Origin of the sequence: Bdellovibrio sp. 22V, assembly GCF_030169785.1 — a bacterium.
In the GTDB taxonomy this organism is placed as follows: domain Bacteria; phylum Bdellovibrionota; class Bdellovibrionia; order Bdellovibrionales; family Bdellovibrionaceae; genus Bdellovibrio.
Map to the genome: position 1 here is coordinate 3411110 of NZ_CP125854.1, position 20236 is coordinate 3431345.

A 20236-nucleotide genomic window follows, 5' to 3' on the forward strand; every position below is an offset into this window, starting at 1 on the left:
ATTCTTTGGTTAGGAGAGGTTATGTTTTTTAAGGATCTTGGTGATGGGTTTTCTGTTCGTGAGGTTTCTGCGGCGGAGTTGAGGGCTTGTTTGGCGCAAAATTTTGATTCTGTTTTTTCTAATAGGTTGGAAGTGGAGTCTGTGGCGGCTGAGAATGTGTCCAAGATGGAGAAGTTGGCTGAGCGGCGTAAAGCAGATCAGCGATTTACTTTGCGCATGGGTGTTTTCCATCAAGATCAAATGGTCGGATGGCATTTTGGTCACGCGACGGACGCTGAGACATACTATATGCAGAATTCTGCGGTATTACCTGAATACCGAGGCAAAGGACTTTATGGGGAGCTTCTTCACTGTGTGCTCGAAAAAGTAAAAATGGAGGAGTTTCAGGTCGTCACCAGCATTCATCATCCTAACAACCCTGCGGTTTTGATTCCGAAGTTAAAAGCAGGGTTCATAATAGCGGGGATGCATTTCCATGAGCGCTTTCGCTCCCTCGTCGAGCTTCGATATATTTACGATCAGGAGCGCCGTAAGAGGTTTCATCGCAGCCTAGGTTTGGAGTTTTAGGCAAAAATCGCGTTGCCACATTGCGCTATAAATGTCGAGGTCCAAGTAGGTCTGAAAAGGGTGAAAATTTGTCGAAAACCTGATAGATATTGGGGACCTATGACAAATGCAAACAACACCCGTACACCTTATAATCCCGTAAAACCTGATGTCCAACTTGCGAAGCAAGAAGAGACGATTTTGGATTTTTGGGATCAAGAGAAAATTTTTGCTCAGACTTTGGAAACTCAGGGCAAAAAGACATACAACTTCTATGACGGGCCTCCGTTTGCGACGGGTCTTCCTCACTATGGGCACTTGCTTGCCGGTGTTTTGAAAGACGTTGTTCCTCGTTATTGGACGATGAAAGGCTACTCGGTGCCTCGTCGTTTTGGTTGGGACTGTCACGGTCTTCCTGTTGAGTACGAAATCAACAAGACTCACAAAATCGAAAGCCGTAAAGACGTTTTCAAAATGGGTGTCGCGAATTACAACGACGCTTGCCGCTCTATCGTTAAACGATACTCAACAGAATGGAAAACGACAGTTCGTAGAGTCGGTCGCTGGGTTGACATGGAAAAACCTTACTTCACGATGGACGTTGAGTTCATGCAAAGTGTGTGGTGGGTGTTCCAACAGCTTTTCCAAAAAGGTTTGATCTACGAAGGCTACAAAGTTGTTCCTTACTCTGTTGGTATCTCGACATCACTTTCAAACTTTGAGGCGAATCAGAACTACAAAATGGTTCAAGATCCCGCAATCACAGTGATGTTCAAGTTGATCAATCAACAAGACACTTCGGTGCTTGCTTGGACGACGACCCCTTGGACTCTTCCTTCCAACTTGGCGTTGGCAGTGGGAGTTGATATCGACTACGTCAAAGTTCAAGAAAAAGCGACGGGCCGTAAATTGATTCTGGCGCAAGCCTTGCTTCCGTCTGTGTTTAAAAAACCGGATGAGGAAGTAGAAGTTCTGAAAATGATGAAAGGGCAAGAGCTTGTCGGTCTGACTTACGAGCCGCTTTTCCCTTACTTCGGTGATCGCGCGGATAAAGGGGCGTTCCGTATTATTACTTCCGATCACGTAACGACGGACAGTGGTACGGGTGTGGTTCACATGGCGCCTGCATTCGGTGAAGAGGACTACTATGCGTGCGCGAAAGCAGGTATCCCGCTTGTTAATCCTGTCGATGACGACGGTATGTTCACAAGTGAAGTTCCGGACTACGCTGGTAAGCGCGTGAAAGACGCGGATAAAGATATCATCTCGGATTTGAAAAAACGCGGAAATCTTTTCAAACAAGATACGATCCAACATAGTTACCCATTCTGTTATCGCTCAGACACTCCGCTGATCTATCGGGCGGTTTCGTCTTGGTTTGTTGCGGTTGAGAAAATCAAAGAGAACTTGGTTGCGAATAATAAAAATACGACATGGGTTCCGGATCATCTTCGTGATGGTCGTTTCGGTAACTGGCTTGAAGGCGCTCGTGACTGGGCGATCTCTCGTAACCGTTTCTGGGGAACTCCACTTCCGATCTGGAGAAACGCTGAAGGTGAAGTGATCTGTGTTGGCTCGCGTGAAGAGCTTGAAAAACTCTCTGGCCAAAAAGTCGAAGATCTTCACATCGAGTTTGTGGATAAAATCACAATTCCTTCGCCGACAGGTAAATCTCCATTGAAACGCGTTGATGGCGTTTTGGACTGCTGGTTTGAATCAGGTTCCATGCCTTACGCGCAGTGGGGCTTCCCGAATGCGAATGTAGAAGAGTTTAAGAAAGCTTTCCCTGCGGATTTTATCGCGGAAGGTTTGGATCAAACGCGCGGTTGGTTCTATACGTTGTCGATCATCGGCACAGCTTTGTTCAATCAAGCGCCTTTCAAAAACGTCGTCGTGAACGGTCTTGTGCTTGCTGAAGACGGCCGCAAGATGTCTAAGAGTTTGAAGAACTACCCAGATCCGATGGAAGTTTTGAATCAGCATGGTGCGGATGCTTTGCGTTTGTACCTGATCGACTCTCCGGTTGTGAAAGCGCAAGAGTTGAAGTTCTCTGAAAAAGGCGTTTACGATATCGTTCGTAAAATCTTGCTCAGATGGTGGAACTCTTATTCGTTCTTTGCCAACTACGCGAACATCGACGGCTTCGTTCCAAAAGGGGATGCAAAAAAATCTCCGAACATCTTGGATCAGTGGGTTCTTTCTCGTTTGAACGGTTTGATCGCAAACACGCACAAAGAGATGGACGCTTATCGCTTGTACAACGTTGTTCCGCATCTTCTTCAGTTCATCGAAGATTTGACGAATACGTACATCCGTTTCAATCGTTCGTTGTTCTGGCAAGACGGCATGCCTGAAACGAAACGCTATGCTTATGAAACTTTGCACGAAGTTCTTGTGACGTTGGCGCGTTTGATGGCTCCATTTGCACCGTTCATGTCTGAAGTGACTTATAAAAACTTGGCGCAAGTCCTTCCGAATAAGAAAGACTCTGTTCACTTGGAAAGCTTCCCGAAAGAAGATCTTTCTATGCTTCGTCCTGAATTGGAAGAGGCCGTGAAAGCAATGGATACTCTTGTGACCTTGGGACGTAATCACCGCGAGAAGATCGCCGTGAAAGCGAAGATCCCACTTAATGAAATCAAAATCATCCACAGAAATCCGGAACTTTTGAAAACGCTTAAGATGTTTGAACCGTTCTTCATCGACGAATTGAACTTCCGTAAAGTGACGTACGATTCTCACGAAGATCAATACGTGCAAGTGACCGCGAAAGCGAACTTCCCAGTTTTGGGTAAACGTCTTGGTTCTAAGATGAAAGCCGTTGGCGGAGCGATTCAGAAATTGGATTTAGCTTCTATCTTAAAACTTGAAAACGGTGAGACGATTCAGGTTGAAGGCGAAGACATCCAGTTGTCTGACGTTGAAATCCGTCGTGCTCCGAAAGGTGACAACGCGAATTTGTCCGTTCACCAAATCGTGTCTATCGAAGTCGATCCGACGGTGACTCCAGAGCAAGAACGTGAAGGTCTGGCTCGCGAGATCATGCGTAAAATCCAAGTGGCTCGTAAATCCGCAGACTTCAAGCTTGATGACAAAATCACTCTAGAAATCGCTTGTACGACGGCTTTGCGTGAGGCTTTGGAAGCTCATAAAGACATGATCGTGACAGAAACTTTGACGAAGAATTTGAATGTGATGGATGTGGCGGCTGATCCAAAAGGCACGCATACAGAAGCTTCAGATATCGATGGCGAAGTGATTAAAGTCGGTGTGACCGCTCTTCCTCGCGCGTGAAAAAGCTCGGGGAAGAATTCTCATTCTCTGCCATAGGCGTTGTCAGGACTCCGTTCAAAGACAAGTTCGGAGTTCCGCGGCAGCCGGGTCTTGCGGCACAGGCCAAAGGGGTGATTAAACTCAACCCCGATCCCGATCTCATCACGGCTCTTAAAAGTCTCGAAGAATTCAGTCATTTGTGGATTGTGTTCGTGTTTCATGAACATGGCGGAAGAAACTGGAAGCCGAGCATTCGTCCACCGCGCTTAGGTGGCAATCGCAAAGTCGGTGTTCTGGCTTCTCGCTCTCCACATCGTCCTAATCCGATTGGTATCTCTGCTGTTTCAATAGAAAGTATTGATCTCGAAGCGGCCGGTGGTCCCGAGATCTCTGTTGGCGGAGTGGATCTTATCGATGGAACTCCGGTCTTGGATATTAAACCCTACATTCCTTATGCAGATGCAATTCCCGAGGCAAAAGCGGGATGGGCGTCTGAACCGATTCCTCGCTTTGAAGTGAAGTTTTCTGACGCAGCGGAAGCGGAAATCAAAAAGCGCGATCCGCAAGGAGATAAAAATCTGCGGGCTTTGATCATCAACATCCTTGAATTGGACCCTCGCCCGGCCTTTCAAAAACGTCAAGCTCCTGTGACAGATGAAAAAACGTGGGGAAGTCGCTATGGGTTTGACGTCATCGGTAACGACGTAAAATACGAAATCCGCGAAGGCTATTTCTTCGTTTACGATTTAGGTTATCAGAAATAACCGAATGGTTTTATCCAAAATAGAGATGCGGATCTTCGAAACAGCGCTCAAAGATTTTTTGTAAAGCTGCCGCGTGAACGCCATCCATAAAACGGTGGTCGAAGGTCACGCCGATCCTGGCAACGGGACGGGCTTCCACAGTTCCCTCAGATGTGACCCAAGGACGTTGTTTGATTTGTCCTACGGTCAACAAGATAGGAACTTTCGTATACGTCACAAGGGGAGCCCACGCGGTATCCCCGCCCATGCCGCCAATGTTTGTGATCATGATAGAGCCGAAGGCGTCGCGTGGCATTCCAGCCCACGTCAGATTGATTCCCAAGTCATAGTTTAGAAAAGAAGCGATATTAAGAACCGTGCGAATGAAAAACCACGGCACCCATTTCAGGGCGTCTACGGACTTCGTAAGTTCACTTTCAATTCCATCTTTGATAGAGCGGGAATTTTCGGTAAGAGCTTGCGCGATTTGCACGGCGCTGAGATTTTCTGCCTGGCGGACCACCACACCAGTAAGGTTGGCTTTACCGACAGGATCGTTAGGATTACCAGGAACATTCACTTGATAAAAAAGGTCGACATGTTCGCGCAGATAAATGCGATTAAAGCGGATCATGCCGTTGATTTCGGGCCGCTCTTTCATCGCAATCGCGGCGGCTTTTCCCACAAGATGCGAAACCGTGATCTTCACACCTGTAGAGGCTTCTTTTTCTTTGATATAGGCCAAAGCTTTGCTCATGTCGATTTCGAGCAATCCATAAACTGAGGGATCTCCGGCAGTACGCCACGAGCCCATCGCGATTTTACGAAACGCGGATCCACCTTTTGAAAGTCGCAGTTTTGGCTTCATAAAAAAAGACTAACAGCTTGTTCGTCATGAAGCAAACCGCCGCGGATTTATTCCTTTGGCAGTGTTGCGATAAACTTCTTTCCTGTTTCGGAAAGATGGGTAAAGCGAATGCCATAACGGATGTAAACGTTCTCCGCTCCGGGAAGCTTTACTTTTCGAACAGAGACGACTACGCCTTTGGCGTCGAATTTATTATCTGTGATGCTGTCGCTGAATTTGATCATCAGGGTTTCATTCAGGTCGCATTTTGCCGTTCGAACGATGAGACCCATTCCGGTTCGTGAAACATCCGGGCAGAAAACTTGAAAACCACTGCCTTTACTGGAAAGAGCGATAAAAACTTTACCACAATTAAAACGTGGAGACTTGCGGCGCATCTTTACGTCAGGAAGCTTTTCACCAGAAATCTGCTTATAGTTTTCCAAAGATTTCGGAGAGAACTCTTCCCAGTCGATCAGTTTCTGCCAAGGTCCCTGCGGGCTCTTCGAGATCAAACTCGTCTCGGACAGCTTATGCTCGTGAACTAACGCTAAAATTTCCAAATACTTCAAAGGGTGGTCGCCGCGATTTTTTTCGTACCAATAAACGGGTGTAAGGATGGGAAAATTTTCTGGAGTGATAAACGCAGGTACTTGCGTGTCTTCGTTGACGTCGCTGATCAAACCGACCGCGACGTGATCGCCGTAATCGTTTTCGGAAGAGTCGCCGTCCCCGTCACTTTCTAAGTCAGAAAAGTCTGGATGTTGTGCGAGCATCATCCATTCACCGGTTTGATTATTAAGGATCATATCGAAAAGACTGATTTTTCCTGAGCGAACGCCATCGATGACGTTTTTCTCCGTCAGAGGTCCTAGTTTTTGTTTTCCTGTCGTTAAGTAATACCCAGATGTCATATAAGTCTCCGTCAACAAGTACGTTTCAAAGGTTGGAGATTCCACATGCTTTTTCGGTAATTTCGGGATGCTTCTTAATGGAATGCCGTGGATCGTTTCACTCTGAGACGAAAACACCCAGCTTCGAAGCGCGCAGATATGAATCCACTCTGATTCGATCAATTCACTATAGTTTGTTCACGCGTCTTCTGTCGGGAAAGGGGAAAAATTTGCCGACGCCAAAGTCCGATTTTTTTCGCAAGCTTAATGAACTTCACTGGTTACGAAATTCCTCTTGTAGGTTTGTCAAAGCACAATCCTTTAGGAGGAATAATGAAGTTAAAAATCGGAAACTCATTTTTCTCACGTTCCAGGACAATTCTAGTTGCTGCTGCCTTTTTATCACTTGCGGCTTGTGGCGACGACCTACGACTTCCCGATGATCCAACAAATGAACAAGTGGCGGAAAGCCCTTCGACGTCTCCTGATAAACCCGCGACGGAGACGCCCAGTGTAGAGGATGCTGAGAAAGCAGCTATTCTCAGTAAATATGACTACGTCGATCCGAACCATATCGTTCCGACGAAATCTCTGACCGATGCGATTCTTTACTATCATCACAACAAAGCAAAAATTGATAATCCCAATTATCTTTCAATTATCAACTTTGCGCAGAGTTCAAAAGAAAAGCGTTTCTATATCATTGATATGAAATCAGGAAGCGTTTGGGCGATTCACACGTCGCACGGAAAAGGTTCGGACTCTAATCATGATGGTTATGCGGAAAAGTTTAGTAACGTTTCTGGTTCGAACGCGAGTTCGCTGGGATATTACTTAACAGCGGAAACCTACAATGGAAGCAACGGCTACTCATTGCGCTTGGACGGCTTGTCTTCGACGAATTCACGGGCGAGATCTCGCGCGATCGTTATTCACGGTGCGAGCTATGTTCAAGAGTCGAACGTGATTCAAGGCCGAAGCTGGGGATGCCCAGCAGTTGCAACGGATATTCGCACGAAAGTTATCAACATGCTTAAAGGCGGAAGTTTGATCTACGCCGTTGTGGATAAAGGCGGTACAGGGCCTATTACTGTGCCAGCGCCGACGCCAAGCCCGACACCGACAAATCCTCCGACCTCGGGAGCGTATCAGATGTATTCATTAGCTTGGGAAACATCGAGCAAACCTGAAAGAAAAAATTGGTCGCAGTATTTGATGAAACTCGTTCTTGAAGATTGGAATTCGCTACTGAAGGGAACCAGCGACATCACAAGTTTCTGTCCGACATACTACTCTTTGAATAACAACGAGAGAGCCAACGTGTGGGCGCAGCTTTTTGTAGGTATGGCGAGATATGAAAGCAACTACAACCCAACGTCGCGCATGCATGAAACGACCATGGGAACAGACTATGTGACGAAGAAACCGGTTTATTCCGAAGGTCTTTTGCAGCTTTCTTATCAAGACATCGGCGGCTACAGCTTTTGTAAGTTCGATTGGAGCAAAGATAAATATTTAAGCTCTACGGATCCGAAGAAAACGATCTTGGATCCATATATCAACTTGCATTGTGGCGTCGGTATCATGGCAAAACAAATTGCCAGAAAGGGAGCGATCAAAGTGGGAAGTGGCGCGTACTGGGCCGTTCTTAAAACTTCAAGCAGCTCCAATAAGATTTCTTCGATCACTTCGATGGTGAAGTCTTTGCCGATTTGTAAATAATCGTGTTTGCCCCCTCAGAAACTTAGATGACTTTCTGTTTAATGCCATCTAGCCTAAGTTCATGAGGGGATTCTTTTTATTATTATTTCTAACATCTTACGCCAGTCTTGTTTGGTCCCCTCTGGCTTATTCGCAGACGACAAAGAAATCTCCCGAATCCTTGGAAGAAGAAGACGAAGACTACGTTTCTTCCAGCGAAATTTATTTGGAAGAAACAAGAAAGACCGTCTCTGCGCGTGTTTTTCGTTTGGCTGACAAAATCGACTCCCTTTTTGGTGACAGACGTTACGACGATAGAAGAAACAAAAGTACTTTACGTGTCGGGGAAAGATTCTTTTATAAAGATGGCACGACCGGAGCCGAAAACCCTGAAGTAACACTCAACCTGTACTTGCCTAATTTGCAAAAGATTATGGATCGTTTCAAATCTTCCATCGCGGAAACGATTGAATCCGGAGATGCGCAAAGTATAGAACCCGGCGCTTACAATAGGGAAAGTCCTTGGGACTTGAATACGGAAAGTGGACTTGTTGTCGCGAATCCTTTGAACTATTACGGCCGTCTTCGTCTAAGACGTGATTTTCTGATCGAAAAAACCAACAACTCTTTTTACGTGCAAGTTGGCTGGTCAAAGTCCAATGAATGGGAACAGCAAATGGCTATAACGACGGACTACGCGATCAACCGCGACTTGCTTTTCCGTTTTTTGAATCAAGAAGACTGGTCAATGACCAACGAAACTTTAGGGACAACACACGGGCCCTCTTTGCTTCAACAAATTTCGGAAGTCAGCGCGATCTCGTATGATCTTCGCTATATTACGGCGATCGAGAACGACGCGATTTATTCAAAGCGGGCTTTTCTGGGTGCCACTTACCGCCGTCAGTTAGATATGAAGTGGATTTTTATCGAAATAAATCCCGAGTTGGCTTGGGAGCGTGAAACGAATTTTAAACCTTTGTATAATTTCTTTTTCAAGGTTGAATTCTTTTTTGGCCATATCTAAGGAAGCCTTTGCGAGATTCCTTTTTTCTTTAACAGGCTATTCCAGGAGCCGTCTTTCACGACAGAGTCGATGATTCTATTGACCTCCGCCACTGAGATGGGACTGCCTTTTTGTTTAACCAGAACCCCAAGACGATAAATTTGATCGAAATCTTTTGAAACTAAGAGTCGTTCTTTTACGTCGGGATTTTCCTGAAGATAAAGATCCAGATACTCTTTGGAAACAATTGCCAGCTCTGCGCGTTTATTCAGTACGGACAAAATGTTGCCATCATGCGTGCTCGTCAGTTCAATGTTGAAATTTTTAAGAGCTTTAGGTGCTGTCGACAGGCCGACAAACTCATAATGGTATCCCTGAATGCCTTTGATTGTTTTTCCCTCTAAAGACTTGAAGTAGCTCTGATCTTTACCCTTTTCCTTAAGAGTGATGAAAACCTCGCCGCCCTCGTGGAAAATCTTGGACGACTCGATAAGTTCGCGGCTCCAGCCCCAAGTGGAACTTTCGAAAGGAATGATCTGGAATCTTCCGTCTTTCATGTCGCTATAACGTCGAGTTGGAGAAGTCAGAACAAACGTAAAAGCATACTTCGTCTGTTTTTGATTTAAGAGTTCGATAAAGTCTAAAGTCAGGCCTTGGACATGGCCGTTTTTTCTCATAATATAGGGAGGAAATTCATAGCCGCCGACAAGCACCGGGATGGGTTTTGCAAGTGCGGACAGACTGATAAAGAAAAAAACAATAGCGAACTTCACATTCATCACGTTAGCACTCTCTTAAAGAGGGTCAATGCAATTAACTGAAGTGGGAACATTTATGAAAATTAGAGCCAGCCATATTCTTGTCCAACATCAGTACGAGGCCGAAGATATTCTGCGTGCATTAAAGGATGGGAAAAGTTTCGAGGAACTAGCTCGTCAATTTTCAAAATGCCCCTCTTCCAAGGCGGGTGGAGATCTGGGAGTTTTCTCAGAGGGACGCATGGATGAAACTTTCGAAGAGGCTGCGTTTGCCTTGAAAGTTGGAGAGATTACAAGCAAACCCGTTCGAACAAAGTTTGGCTATCACCTTATCAAAAGAACGGTCTAGGCTGGATTTGAACAAGAAATTTTGTTCTCCGTAGATTTTCCGGTCAAGATTTGAAAAACTGTTTTCAAATTTCCGGAGGGTGAATGAGTTTACGTCTATTAGTTGCTGGCGTTGTGGCGATGACGGGTATTTCTGCGTTCGCAGAAGAAGCTGTGAAGGATAATTCTTTTCTTATTGAAGAAGCTTATAATCAAGAACCCGGCGTGGTTCAGTTTATTCAAGCTTATCAGTATCTCGATCCTGCACACGAATGGAACTATAGCTTTACCAGCGAAATTCCCATCAAAGACGAAATGAATCAGTTCTCTTTCGTTATCCCAGTAATGAAACAAAACGGAGCAGCCGGCGAAGACGATCAAACGCAAATCGGCGATATTCTTTTGAACTACAGATATCAACTGATGAACACAGACCTAGTCGCGATCGCACCCAGACTTTCGGTTATTGTTCCTACAGGCGACTACAAAAAAGGATTCGGCAACGGTGTTGCTGGTTTGCAGTTCAATCAAGCCGTTTCGTTGACGTTGAATGATAAATGGACGAATCACTGGAACGCTGGATTTACATTCACGCCAGACGCGAAAAACGCGGACGGCGATACGGCGACTCTTTTCGGTTATAACTTTGGTACGAGTGTCGTTTATAACGTGACTCCAAAGACAAATCTTCTTTGTGAATTTGCGTTCAACAGCAATGAAACCGTCGTGGCTCAAGATACAAAAGCGGCAGAGTCTACTTATTACGTTGTTCCAGGTATCCGCACTGCGTTTCAAGCGGGTCAAGAAACAGAAATCGTTCCGGGCATCGCAGCTTTATTGGGTTTAGGGCCGTCGGCCGAGAGCCATGAACGTGGTGTTCTCTTGTATCTTTCTATTGAATCAAAACTTTGGTAGTTGGTGCCTATGGGTTTGACGCTTAAAAAACAGTTGTGGTTTTTGTGCGGCGGTTTTCTTTTAGTGCTGGGGGGAGTTTCGGTTCTCTCCTACGTCAACTCGACCCGGTTGATGGGGCAGTTTGACAATGTTGCCGACGTTCAGCTTCCTGCCGTTCGTAATATGACTTTAGCGGATATGATGCACGATGGACTGCGCTCAGTGGTTCTGGCTTCTCTTCTTGCTTCTGAAAGCAATAATGCGGAGGAGCTGGCTGAAATTAAAAAAGAGACGGCACAGAAATCAGAAGATTTCAGAAAGTATCTGACGAATCTCGAAAATCTGCCAATGAACGAAGAGACAAAGAAGGCCATCGCGGATACTAAACCGCAAATGGCGGCCTACATTGCCCTTACGGAAAAGATTGTGGATATCTCTGCAAGTCAAGGCTACAGAGTGGCCTTAGAGGAGCTTCCTCGTTTTAATGAAAGCTTCAAAATCCTTGAAGGGAAAATGGAAACATTAGGAGAGTTGATTGAGGCCGACGCCAATACGGCTCACGAATCCGGGGGGATGTTCCGTACAATCAATCTTGTGATATCTCTTGTCGGTGGACTTTTCTGTTTGATCGGTGGAGCATGGCTCACGACGACTTTGGTTTCTCGGATGTCGGGTTTCGCCCAAAAAATTGACGGTACCGGAAACTCCTTGGAAGAAACCAGCTCTCATCTAAATAAAGCCAGCCAGGACTTGGCGAATGGCGCAACTCAGTCAGCGGCTTCACTTGAAGAGACCGTGGCATCTCTCGAAGAACTTTCCAGTATGGTGAAGTTGAATTCTGAAAACGCAAAATCCGCATCGATGTTGTCGCAACAAAGCTTTCTCGCTTCGAAAGAGGGCGCAAAATCTTTGGATAAACTCATTCAGTCGATGGATGCGTTAAAGAATTCTGCAGCGAAGATTGAAGAAATCAGTCAGGTGATCGACGACATTGCATTTCAAACAAATCTTCTCGCCTTAAATGCCTCAGTGGAAGCGGCCCGTGCCGGAGAGATGGGAAAAGGATTTGCGGTGGTTGCGGATGCTGTCCGCAGTCTTGCGCAAAGAAGTGCGGATTCGGCGAAAGACATCTCTAAGATGATCCAAGAAAGCGTTATGCGTATTCATGAAGGCAGCGAAGCGGCCCATCAAAGCGGCGACCTTATGAATAAGTTTTTGGTTTCCGCCGAAAAAGTACTCGACATCAACAATCAGATTGCGGGTGCAAGCCACGAGCAAGCGCGTGGAATCACGCTGATCAGTGAGGCGATGAATAAGCTGGATCAGTCGTCGCAAAAAAATGCGCAAGTTGCACAAGAAGTGGCGCAAACAAGCGATACCATGTCGCGCCTTTCAAATGGAATGCAAAACCTTGTTACTGAACTCCAGGTCTTGGTCGGTCGTCAGGCTTGACGACCTTTCCAATACTCAATGGCTTGTTCAAGCAGTTGCATATTATAGCGAAGTCTTTGTTGCTCTTTTTGGAGGAGCGAATGATCTTCTTCCGGATTTTCCCCGACATTGCGTTGTTCAACACGCATTTGCTCTTGGGCTTTTTCACGCAAAGACAGCCAAAGATTACTTGCTACCGCACGATCGAACTTTTCCTGCGGTTGCATATCATCCGCAAGTTGTCGGCCCGAGTTATCAACCAATCCTCGTGATTTAAATTGAATCTTTTCAGAAAAACGAAGACGAGCAATGGCATCAATTTTTTTGATGTATTTCATGGCCTCTTCTAATTTTCCGACATTATCGATGGATGTTGAAAGAATGGACTCCTTCAAAAGGACGTCGCGGATAAACATCGTTCGCAACATCAAAAAGGCGTAGGCTGTGTCTTCAAAACGACGACCACCGTCCTTATAGTTGCTAACGACATAATGCTGGATAATTTCCTGAACGGTGTCCTGGGGGGTGAAACCAGCAATCACTTGCAGAGCCGTCAACTTTGCCAGCTTATATGTATTGATCTTTTGGATCTGCTTTTTTGTATAAGCGACCTCATTACCATCATCGTCGACATCCTTTGCGGGCATCGCTTCATCGACTTCTTTAAGCCACAGGTACGTGAGCTCAATAAGTTCTTCTGACGTTGCGGCTTCAGCAAACTTTTTTCCAAAGGGCATAAGCTTAAAAGGGACCGGCGCCAACGTATCATGGTTTTCTTCTTTTAAAAGATTTTCCATAGGAATAAGAAGGGACTGGTCATGCACGCCTTTATTTGTGGTCTGCATTTCATCCATCATCTTTTTCATATTGGCGTTCATTTGATCCATTTTTCCGGGAACTTGTTTCGTTCCATCAATGGCTTCTTTAACGTCACAGCCTGAAAGCGAGAGCATCAGAACTCCCGCTATAGTGAATTTCATCATTGATTTCATTAATAACTCCGGATTAGCGTAGCAAATCGTTCTTTAAGGCGGCGACGCCGTCGTCAGCCGGTGTGCCCAACCAAATAGCGAAAATATCGTGAGCTAAGCCACGATCGCCTTTGATTTTTGTTTGTTTCCCAGCCGTGTCTTCGTAAATAAGAGTTTCTGATCCGTCAGAATGTTTCTGAACAAGAACCGTCAATGATCCGCCGGAAGCAGCATCACCGCCATTTTTTACAGCGTCTAAGAAAGTTTTAATTGTCGTATTTTTTAAGTCCACTTTATTTACACTAAGAGCGTCACGGAAAGATGTTTGCACCTTATCAGCTTCGACGGTTCTTAGAAATGTCATTTGGATGGCCGTGATGCTGCTGTCCTCGAGGGACTTTAAGGCTTCTTTGTCTTTTTTAATAAAGCGTTCTGGACTGCTCACCAGAACTTGCGCCACGTAAACATTGACCTTGGAGAATAACACTTTCTTCCAACGTAATCCTCCGCCGACAGTTCCAAGAGCGGATTTTTCGCTGCCAAGAGTGACCTCCGCTGACTTTGAAATATTCACGCCTTCGATAGAGCGTGCTCCTTTTTCCAACTTCAACAATGAAGCTTCGGCATGAAGAGTCAGGGCCAAAAGAGGTGCGACGACAAATGCAAATTTCATAGGGTTCTCCTTTTTGTAAAGAAGCTTTGATAGGAGATCTGTGGCCGCAAGTCCCTTTAAGAATAGGTAATTTAGATTTCGGTCTTGTCATTCGTTCGCGAACGGCGGTCACGATAAAGTTTTAGGCTCAGGAAAAGTGTCTTTAAGAACGGAGTGATCGTGAAACCCGCAATTTTTACATGGATGCTTCTAGGGTTGATGTCTTTGTCTATTCCGACGAAGGCGCAATCGACACAGTGGCCGAGCGCTGATGAATCGGGTACAGAGTCGGCCTCTGTCGTAAACTCTGATTCTGAGGAAAGTATCCTTCCGATTATTCCTGACAAAGAACTCAAGACAAAAACTATCAGATTACTTCTCAATGAGGCCATGAACTTAAGGCACGAAAAAGAAGACGTGCTTGAGTTCAAGGTGCAGCTTCCGGTGGGAACTCAGATAGAAATTCCCGAGAACTACGAAATTAGAAATGCGGATTTTCGAAACTCCAGCGGCGGAGTAGAAAGATCTAGCACTGGGTTTATCTATAACGTCAAAGTGGTGTCCGTCACAGAACAATATAAATCAGAGTTTCCCGAAAGCAAAATCGCAGAAATCAATCAGACCGAGGGCGGTCTTTATATCTTTGCTTCTATCGTAGAAAGCATCCAAGGCACGAAAGGCAACTTCGCGCACATTCTTGCGGAGCAACCTTCGCCCGGCTTTCTTAAGTTTTACTCTTCAACGGGACGGCCTAAGTTTTCATACAAAAAATCTTTGAAGAAACGATTCGGAGCTCATCTTAATAAAGAAATCAATCCCGAATCATTGCCGGAAGCCGAGCGGGAAAAGTGGCAGAGAATTTATAACGAGCTCAAAAAAGCCGTTGATAGAACGCGACCGACACCGAAGTCTTATTTAATGATGGACAGGGAGAACGCAAAAAAATGGTCGATTCATTTTGAGCGAAGAGGAATCATCGCCACTCGTGGAGCGTGGACCATTGCGACGCGGGCGACGGCCGTTCGTCATGGCTTTGCCAGTGTTCCTTGCGCTGAGTTTCAGTCGGAACTTTTACGTCAGGCTTACCAACGCGCGGGCTATCGAGTGACGGATGATTTCAACAAGGCAAAAGGAAATAAGCTGATCTGGTACAACACGGCCTCTGTTGCGAATTTTTCGCGGGCATTGTATTTGGCGGGATGGGTGCCGTGGAATTCCGCGCTGTTCAAGCCGCCACTTGGTGCGTTCATGATGAATGCATCGGGATTGTCGCCGGGCCATACTTATATTTCTGCGGGGGATGACGGTATGCTTATTGTCGACAATGGTTCTCCGCAAGGTCGTGACTTACGAAAGTCGACGGAAAGAACCATTTCGATCATGTATCAAACAGGGGTTTTCTTTTTACCGCCGGGAATTACGCCGAGCGCTTGGTAAGGGTCAGAACATTTCCCAGCAAGCACAGGACCACGCCAATCAGGATATAAGGTGTCCACTGGAAATTTTCAAAGAAACTAGAAAGCACAAGAGCAATGACCGGAGAGATAACGCTGGTATAAGCGGCTTTCTCGGCGCCAATTTTTCCCGCTAAAGACAAATAAGCTCCAAAAGCAATAACCGAACCAAAGAGAGCCAAGTAAAACAAAGCTCCCAAGAAACGCGCGTTCAGTGGAATGGCAAGACTATCTCCATGAATCAAGGCGACCAGTAAAGTAAAGAGACTTCCATAGAGCATTCCAAACGTATTTGTCACGACGACAGGAATTCTTAGCTGATAACTTTTTTGCGCGACCATATTGCCAGAAGAAGCGGACAGAGTGGCCAGGAACCCGACAAGCAATCCCAGAATTGTTTTCGAATTCGGATCAAAGTGCAGAATCTCGTTGAGGAAAATAAAGACAATACCCAAGCCGCCTAACAGCGAGCCCGCGATCACATTTTTGGTGATGGGCTTTTTGAAGAACAATCGCATGCCGAACATATTGTAGTAAACCAGCACTGTGAAACTTAAGGCGACTAAGCCTGACGAAATCATCGTCTCGGCAATATAGGTCAGCATGTAATTTACCGAGAACATGAAAATGCCCTGTGCAGCGAACAGCACGTGCTCGCGTCTTCCATAGCGCAGATCTTGTTTTTTCCAAAAGCAGAACAAAAACAGAAGCGTTGCCGAAAGAAGAAAACGCCAGAAAACAGATGTAATTGGTGAAGCCGCATCGATTTGAAAGGTGATTACGAGCCAGGTCGAGCCCCAGATCAAAGTGCATATAGAGTACAGAATGAGGTTTTCAAACTTCGACGGCATGGAGATTTTGTAACAGAATGTCCAGTTCGCGTCACTGCAATAGTGTCACTGTACAATATGAGTAATACTTGCGCGCCATCAGAGCATAATAAATGTGAAAGCGATTTCAGGAAGGAGGTATCCCATGTTAAGAGCCGCGATTATATTCTTCGTAATAGCAATTGTTGCTTTTATCTTTGGAGCTTCAGGTATCGCCGGAATGTCCATGGAAATTGGAAGAATCCTGCTCATGGTATTCCTAGCTCTAGCGATCATAAGCTTTCTTATTAATCTCATGGGGCGACCGAGACATCGTTGACGACGCTCGCATAAACAAAAAAGCCCCGGAGAACCGGGGCTTTTTGCTTAATCTTCATCATCTTCGTAATCGTCGTCTTCATCCTCGTCGTCGTCATCATCATCATCTTCGTCTTCTTCGTCCTCATCGTAGTCTTCATCAGCTTCGATGCGGATCAACCAACCCTCTTCGTACGGGTCTTCCATGATGATGGATGGTTCGTCGACAACTTGACTGTTCACTTCAATCACGGTTCCAGAAACAGGCGAGTAAATATCCAATGGACCGTCATCTGTTTCCAAAGTACCAATAACGACGTCAGCATCCACTTTTTCCTGTTCAGCAGGAAGTTCAACAGAGCTGATCTCTTCGAAATCTTCAAGACCATCTTCGTTGATGCCAATAGTGATCACGCCATCTTCTTGGCGGATCCATAAATAACCCATGAAATTTCTAACGTCGTCTGATGCCATCTGTATATTCCTAGTTGATGCCGGAGGCAGTTTTAACAATCGTAATATAAATGGAACTCATATGGAACAGGTCTTTGTTGTACAGGTCGAACTTCTTTGTCGATTTTGTACTGGACCCAAGTCTCAATGAGGTCTTCAGTAAATACGTCGCCTTTTTTCAGGAATCCGCAGTTCTCTTTCAAGTGATTCAAGCTTTCTTCCAAAGTGCCTGGAACAGAAGGAATCGCGGCTGCCTCTTGCGGAGGTAGACCGTAGATGTCTTTATCCAATGGATCGCCCGGGTGAATTTTATTGATGATTCCATCAAGTCCCGCCATCAAGATCGCTGCTTCCGCCAAGTAAATGTTCGCTCCAGGATCTGGCGTGCGGAATTCAATACGTTTTGCTTTTGGATTGGGCCCGGAGTTTGGAATTCTCATCGCTGCTGAACGGTTCTTAAAGCTGTAAGCCAATTTTGTCGGAGCTTCGAAACCAGGAACCAAACGTTTATAAGAATTTGTCGTCGGATTGATGATACCACAAAGCGCCGGTGCATGTTTCAAAACGCCACCGATATAGTAAAGGGCCATTTCAGAAAGACCCGCATACTTGTTGCCGGCGAAAAGATTTTTTCCGTCTTTCCACAATGACATATGGATGTGCATTCCGGAACCGTTGTCGCCAAAAAGAGGCTTCGGCATAAACGTCGCTGTTTTGCCATAACGTTTCGCCACGTTCTTTACGATGTATTTGAACCACATCATTTTATCGCCCATGTTCAAAGCTGTATCGAAGCGGAAGTTGATCTCGCCTTGACCTGCAGTTGCAACTTCATGGTGATGACGTTCTACTTGCATGCCGCATCTTTCAAGCTCAAGACAAATTTCAGAGCGAAGATCTTGTTGGGAATCCGTCGGAAGCGCCGGGAAATATCCTTCTTTGCCACGGATTTTATAGCCTAAATTTTTTCCGCCTTCATCGCGACCTGTATTCCAAACTGCTTCATCGCTGTCTACCATGTAGAAAGCCGAATTGCTTGTTTGTTCGTAGCGAACATCATCAAAGATAAAGAACTCCGCTTCGGGTCCGAAGTAAGCTGTGTCGGCAATCCCTGTTGACTGCATGTAAGCAATCGCCTTTTTCACCACTTGGCGTGGATCGCGATTGTAAGGTTGTAGCGTTTCTGGCAGGCAGACATCACAGATGATAGACAAAGTTGGAACCTGCATGAAAGGATCCATCATTGCTGACGCAGGATCCGGCATGATCACCATGTCAGACTCTTCGATCCCTCTCCATCCGCGAATGGAGCTTCCGTCGAAACCGAATCCATTCTCAAATGCATCTTCAGTTAGTTGATGCAAGGGAACTGTTAAGTGTTGCCAAGTTCCGATCATGTCACAGAACTTGAGGTCTACCATCTTCGCGCCTTTTTCATTGGCGAACTTAAGAACGTCTTTTCCTGTCATTTTGGCCTCCGGGGCGTAAAAAATTTAAAGTGCTTCTTCGTTCTTCTCACCGGTGCGGATGCGAAGTGCTGACTCAACAGGTATTACGAAAATCTTTCCGTCACCAATTTTTCCTGTGTGAGCTGTTTTACGAATAGCTTCAACCGCACTCTCTATAAGAGCGTCAGGCAAAACTACTTCGATTTTTATCTTTGGGAGAAAGTCGACGACGTATTCGGCGCCTTTGTAAACTTCAGTGCGACCTTTTTGTCTGCCGAACCCGCGAACTTCAGAGACGGTGATCCCTTCAACGCCGACCTCGGAAAGAGCGTCGACAACATCATCGAGCTTGAAGGGTTTTATAATCGCCTCAATTTTTTTCATTAAACTTCTTTGTGCTGAAGGAAGTCCTAAAACAACTTTTTGAAGATGTTAGCAAAGGAATCGAAGAAAGCAAAAACTGTTAAAGTCATTTAATTTTTTTAATTATCGAATAACGCAAAACAGTAAGTGTCACCTCTATGAAAAAAATGAAAGACCGCCAGAAACTGGCTTGCGGAGGTATGTGGTTTTTGGTACACACGGGACCTCTTTTTGGAAAAGCCACTATTGTTGTCGTGCTCGGGGGGGATAATGACTACAACACGTTTTTTCTTCTACGGTTCTTTGTGCGAGGGGATGGTTCACTTCGCAAAAATCCAAAATTTCGTGGAATCTTCAGTATTTGCGAGAGTTAAGGCGACAGCCTATCGTCTCAAGGTAGGTTTCCCAGCGATCGTCAAGGGCGGCTCGGACTTGGTTCCGGGGCAGATCGTCGAACTCAAAGGCTCGGAGATTCTTTTGAGTCTTCTTGATGAGTTTTTTGGCTTCAACCGCCACGATCAGGATAAGAGCCTTTACTCTAGAGAAGAGATCGAAGTTTATCCGGAAGGCTCTTCGCAACCAGTGAAAGCTTGGATTTACTTTTTGAATCCATTAAAACTGCCGGTGAGTGCCACAGTGATTCCTGGCGGAGACTGGCAAAGATCGATGGCGGAGCAACCGACATTGACTTCCAAGTTGACGGACAGACAAATCACTTACATTCAAAAGTTGGGACGTTCTACTGGCCGAGAGATTGTTCCTATTGATCTCACTTTGTATCGTGAGTTGATGAACTTAGAGTTGATCGTCGATAAAGGTCGCCGTTTGGCTCTCTCTAAACTCGGCCAAGAGGTTTATAAGCATCTTGCCTGATTCACAGAAATTATTCCGAATTGTATTGATCGAGCCCGAAATTCCACAAAATACGGGGAATATCGGGCGCACATGTGTGGCCACGAACTGTGAGCTGCACATCGTGGGAAAAATGGGTTTCGAAATCAACGACACCAACCTCAAACGCGCGGGCCTCGATTACTGGCCTCACCTTACCTGGCATCGTCACGAAACTTTCGCCGATTGGTGGAAACTCGTCGAAGACCCATCGCGAATCTGGCTTTTCACGACGAAAACCAAACGCACCTACTTTGACCCTGAATACAAACATGGCGACTGGTTCGTCTTTGGTAAAGAAACCAAAGGACTCGATCCAGATCTTCTTTTACAACATCCGAATCAAACGGTCACCATTCCCATGATCGGCGAAGGCGCTAGAAGCCTCAACCTAGCCACTAGTGTTGCCATCGCCGCCTACGAAGGCGTTCGACAGCTCAACTATTCAAAGTAATTCC

Annotated in this window: 21 protein-coding genes; 12 read left to right on the top strand and 9 right to left on the bottom strand. The window is 45.7% G+C overall.

From position 1 onward, the window contains the following. The first annotated feature begins 21 nt into the window (after positions 1-21). From QJS83_RS16500 to tsaA, 3 genes are all read left to right on the top strand, one after another. Entirely contained in the window at positions 22-567 is a 546-nt protein-coding gene (locus tag QJS83_RS16500; protein WP_284606498.1) for a GNAT family N-acetyltransferase, read from the top strand. 99 nt (positions 568-666) lie between these two features. Beyond that, positions 667-3840, top strand: a complete 3174-nt coding sequence (ileS, locus tag QJS83_RS16505; RefSeq protein ID WP_284606499.1) for an isoleucine--tRNA ligase — start codon at positions 667-669, stop codon at positions 3838-3840. After that, positions 3837-4583, top strand: coding sequence for a tRNA (N6-threonylcarbamoyladenosine(37)-N6)-methyltransferase TrmO (gene tsaA, locus QJS83_RS16510; protein ID WP_284606501.1), 747 nt, complete (start codon positions 3837-3839; stop codon positions 4581-4583). The genes ileS and tsaA overlap by 4 nt, the downstream gene beginning before the upstream one ends. A gap of 10 nt (positions 4584-4593) precedes the next feature. Here the strand turns inward: tsaA and QJS83_RS16515 are convergent, their stop codons facing one another. Together QJS83_RS16515 and QJS83_RS16520 are read right to left on the bottom strand one after the other, a co-directional pair. After that, positions 4594-5430: a 2-oxo acid dehydrogenase subunit E2 gene (locus QJS83_RS16515; RefSeq protein WP_284606503.1), complete on the bottom strand. Its 837-nt coding sequence runs from the start codon at positions 5428-5430 to the stop codon at positions 4594-4596. Between the two features lie 47 nt (positions 5431-5477). Next, positions 5478-6323, bottom strand: a complete 846-nt coding sequence (locus tag QJS83_RS16520) for a PilZ domain-containing protein (protein ID WP_284606505.1) — start codon at positions 6321-6323, stop codon at positions 5478-5480. A gap of 312 nt (positions 6324-6635) precedes the next feature. On the opposite strand from QJS83_RS16520, the gene QJS83_RS16525 reads away from it, so the two are divergent. Together QJS83_RS16525 and QJS83_RS16530 are read left to right on the top strand one after the other, a co-directional pair. Continuing rightward, on the top strand, positions 6636-8024 hold the full coding sequence (locus QJS83_RS16525; protein ID WP_284606507.1) for a murein L,D-transpeptidase catalytic domain family protein: 1389 nt from the start codon (positions 6636-6638) through the stop codon (positions 8022-8024). 61 nt (positions 8025-8085) lie between these two features. Beyond that, a complete protein-coding gene (locus QJS83_RS16530) occupies positions 8086-9030 on the top strand; it encodes a hypothetical protein (RefSeq protein WP_284606509.1) in 945 nt (314 codons plus the stop codon). On the opposite strand, the gene QJS83_RS16535 is transcribed toward QJS83_RS16530, so the two are convergent. Next, positions 9027-9782 (bottom strand): substrate-binding periplasmic protein, encoded by a 756-nt coding sequence (locus QJS83_RS16535; protein WP_284606511.1) that lies wholly within the window; start codon positions 9780-9782, stop codon positions 9027-9029. The two genes, QJS83_RS16530 and QJS83_RS16535, sit on opposite strands and share 4 nt — an antisense overlap. 34 nt (positions 9783-9816) lie before the next feature. Here QJS83_RS16535 and QJS83_RS16540 point away from each other — a divergent pair, with 34 nt between their 5' ends. From QJS83_RS16540 to QJS83_RS16550, 3 genes are all read left to right on the top strand, one after another. Beyond that, positions 9817-10116 (top strand): peptidylprolyl isomerase, encoded by a 300-nt coding sequence (locus tag QJS83_RS16540; RefSeq protein WP_284606512.1) that lies wholly within the window; start codon positions 9817-9819, stop codon positions 10114-10116. A gap of 83 nt (positions 10117-10199) precedes the next feature. After that, positions 10200-11009, top strand: a complete 810-nt coding sequence (locus QJS83_RS16545; protein WP_284606514.1) for a transporter — start codon at positions 10200-10202, stop codon at positions 11007-11009. Between the two features lie 9 nt (positions 11010-11018). Next, a complete protein-coding gene (locus QJS83_RS16550) occupies positions 11019-12440 on the top strand; it encodes a HAMP domain-containing methyl-accepting chemotaxis protein (RefSeq protein ID WP_284606516.1) in 1422 nt (473 codons plus the stop codon). On the opposite strand, the gene QJS83_RS16555 is transcribed toward QJS83_RS16550, so the two are convergent. Both QJS83_RS16555 and QJS83_RS16560 read right to left on the bottom strand, forming a co-directional pair. Then, the gene (locus tag QJS83_RS16555; protein WP_284606518.1) at positions 12431-13411 is read right to left on the bottom strand and encodes a hypothetical protein; all 981 of its coding nucleotides are present in this window, start codon (positions 13409-13411) and stop codon (positions 12431-12433) included. The two genes, QJS83_RS16550 and QJS83_RS16555, sit on opposite strands and share 10 nt — an antisense overlap. A 13-nt stretch (positions 13412-13424) precedes the next feature. Then, positions 13425-14063: a chalcone isomerase family protein gene (locus tag QJS83_RS16560; protein WP_284606520.1), complete on the bottom strand. Its 639-nt coding sequence runs from the start codon at positions 14061-14063 to the stop codon at positions 13425-13427. Positions 14064-14222: 159 nt separating this feature from the next. Between QJS83_RS16560 and QJS83_RS16565 the strand changes: the two genes are divergently transcribed. Then, positions 14223-15479, top strand: a complete 1257-nt coding sequence (locus QJS83_RS16565) for a hypothetical protein (RefSeq protein WP_284606522.1) — start codon at positions 14223-14225, stop codon at positions 15477-15479. Here QJS83_RS16565 and QJS83_RS16570 read toward each other — a convergent pair. After that, positions 15460-16347 (bottom strand): DMT family transporter, encoded by an 888-nt coding sequence (locus QJS83_RS16570; RefSeq protein ID WP_284606524.1) that lies wholly within the window; start codon positions 16345-16347, stop codon positions 15460-15462. The genes QJS83_RS16565 and QJS83_RS16570 overlap by 20 nt on opposite strands. Before the next feature lie 124 nt (positions 16348-16471). On the opposite strand from QJS83_RS16570, the gene QJS83_RS16575 reads away from it, so the two are divergent. Next, on the top strand, positions 16472-16645 hold the full coding sequence (locus tag QJS83_RS16575; protein ID WP_284606526.1) for a DUF1328 domain-containing protein: 174 nt from the start codon (positions 16472-16474) through the stop codon (positions 16643-16645). Positions 16646-16692: 47 nt separating this feature from the next. Here the strand turns inward: QJS83_RS16575 and QJS83_RS16580 are convergent, their stop codons facing one another. Genes QJS83_RS16580 through QJS83_RS16590 form a run of 3 tightly spaced genes read right to left on the bottom strand, consistent with a single transcriptional unit; the run spans position 16693 to position 18908 of the window. Next, positions 16693-17097 (bottom strand): glycine cleavage system H family protein, encoded by a 405-nt coding sequence (locus tag QJS83_RS16580; protein ID WP_284606528.1) that lies wholly within the window; start codon positions 17095-17097, stop codon positions 16693-16695. Between the two features lie 32 nt (positions 17098-17129). Then, a complete protein-coding gene (gene glnA / locus QJS83_RS16585; RefSeq protein ID WP_284606530.1) occupies positions 17130-18545 on the bottom strand; it encodes a type I glutamate--ammonia ligase in 1416 nt (471 codons plus the stop codon). Positions 18546-18569: 24 nt separating this feature from the next. Continuing rightward, entirely contained in the window at positions 18570-18908 is a 339-nt protein-coding gene (locus QJS83_RS16590) for a P-II family nitrogen regulator (RefSeq protein WP_284606532.1), read from the bottom strand. Between the two features lie 249 nt (positions 18909-19157). On the opposite strand from QJS83_RS16590, the gene QJS83_RS16595 reads away from it, so the two are divergent. Both QJS83_RS16595 and QJS83_RS16600 read left to right on the top strand, forming a co-directional pair. After that, positions 19158-19760: a gamma-glutamylcyclotransferase family protein gene (locus tag QJS83_RS16595; RefSeq protein ID WP_284606534.1), complete on the top strand. Its 603-nt coding sequence runs from the start codon at positions 19158-19160 to the stop codon at positions 19758-19760. Continuing rightward, complete coding sequence (locus tag QJS83_RS16600) at positions 19753-20232, top strand: tRNA (cytidine(34)-2'-O)-methyltransferase (RefSeq protein ID WP_284606535.1); 480 nt, start codon at positions 19753-19755, stop codon at positions 20230-20232. The genes QJS83_RS16595 and QJS83_RS16600 overlap by 8 nt, the downstream gene beginning before the upstream one ends. Positions 20233-20236 lie beyond the last annotated feature (4 nt).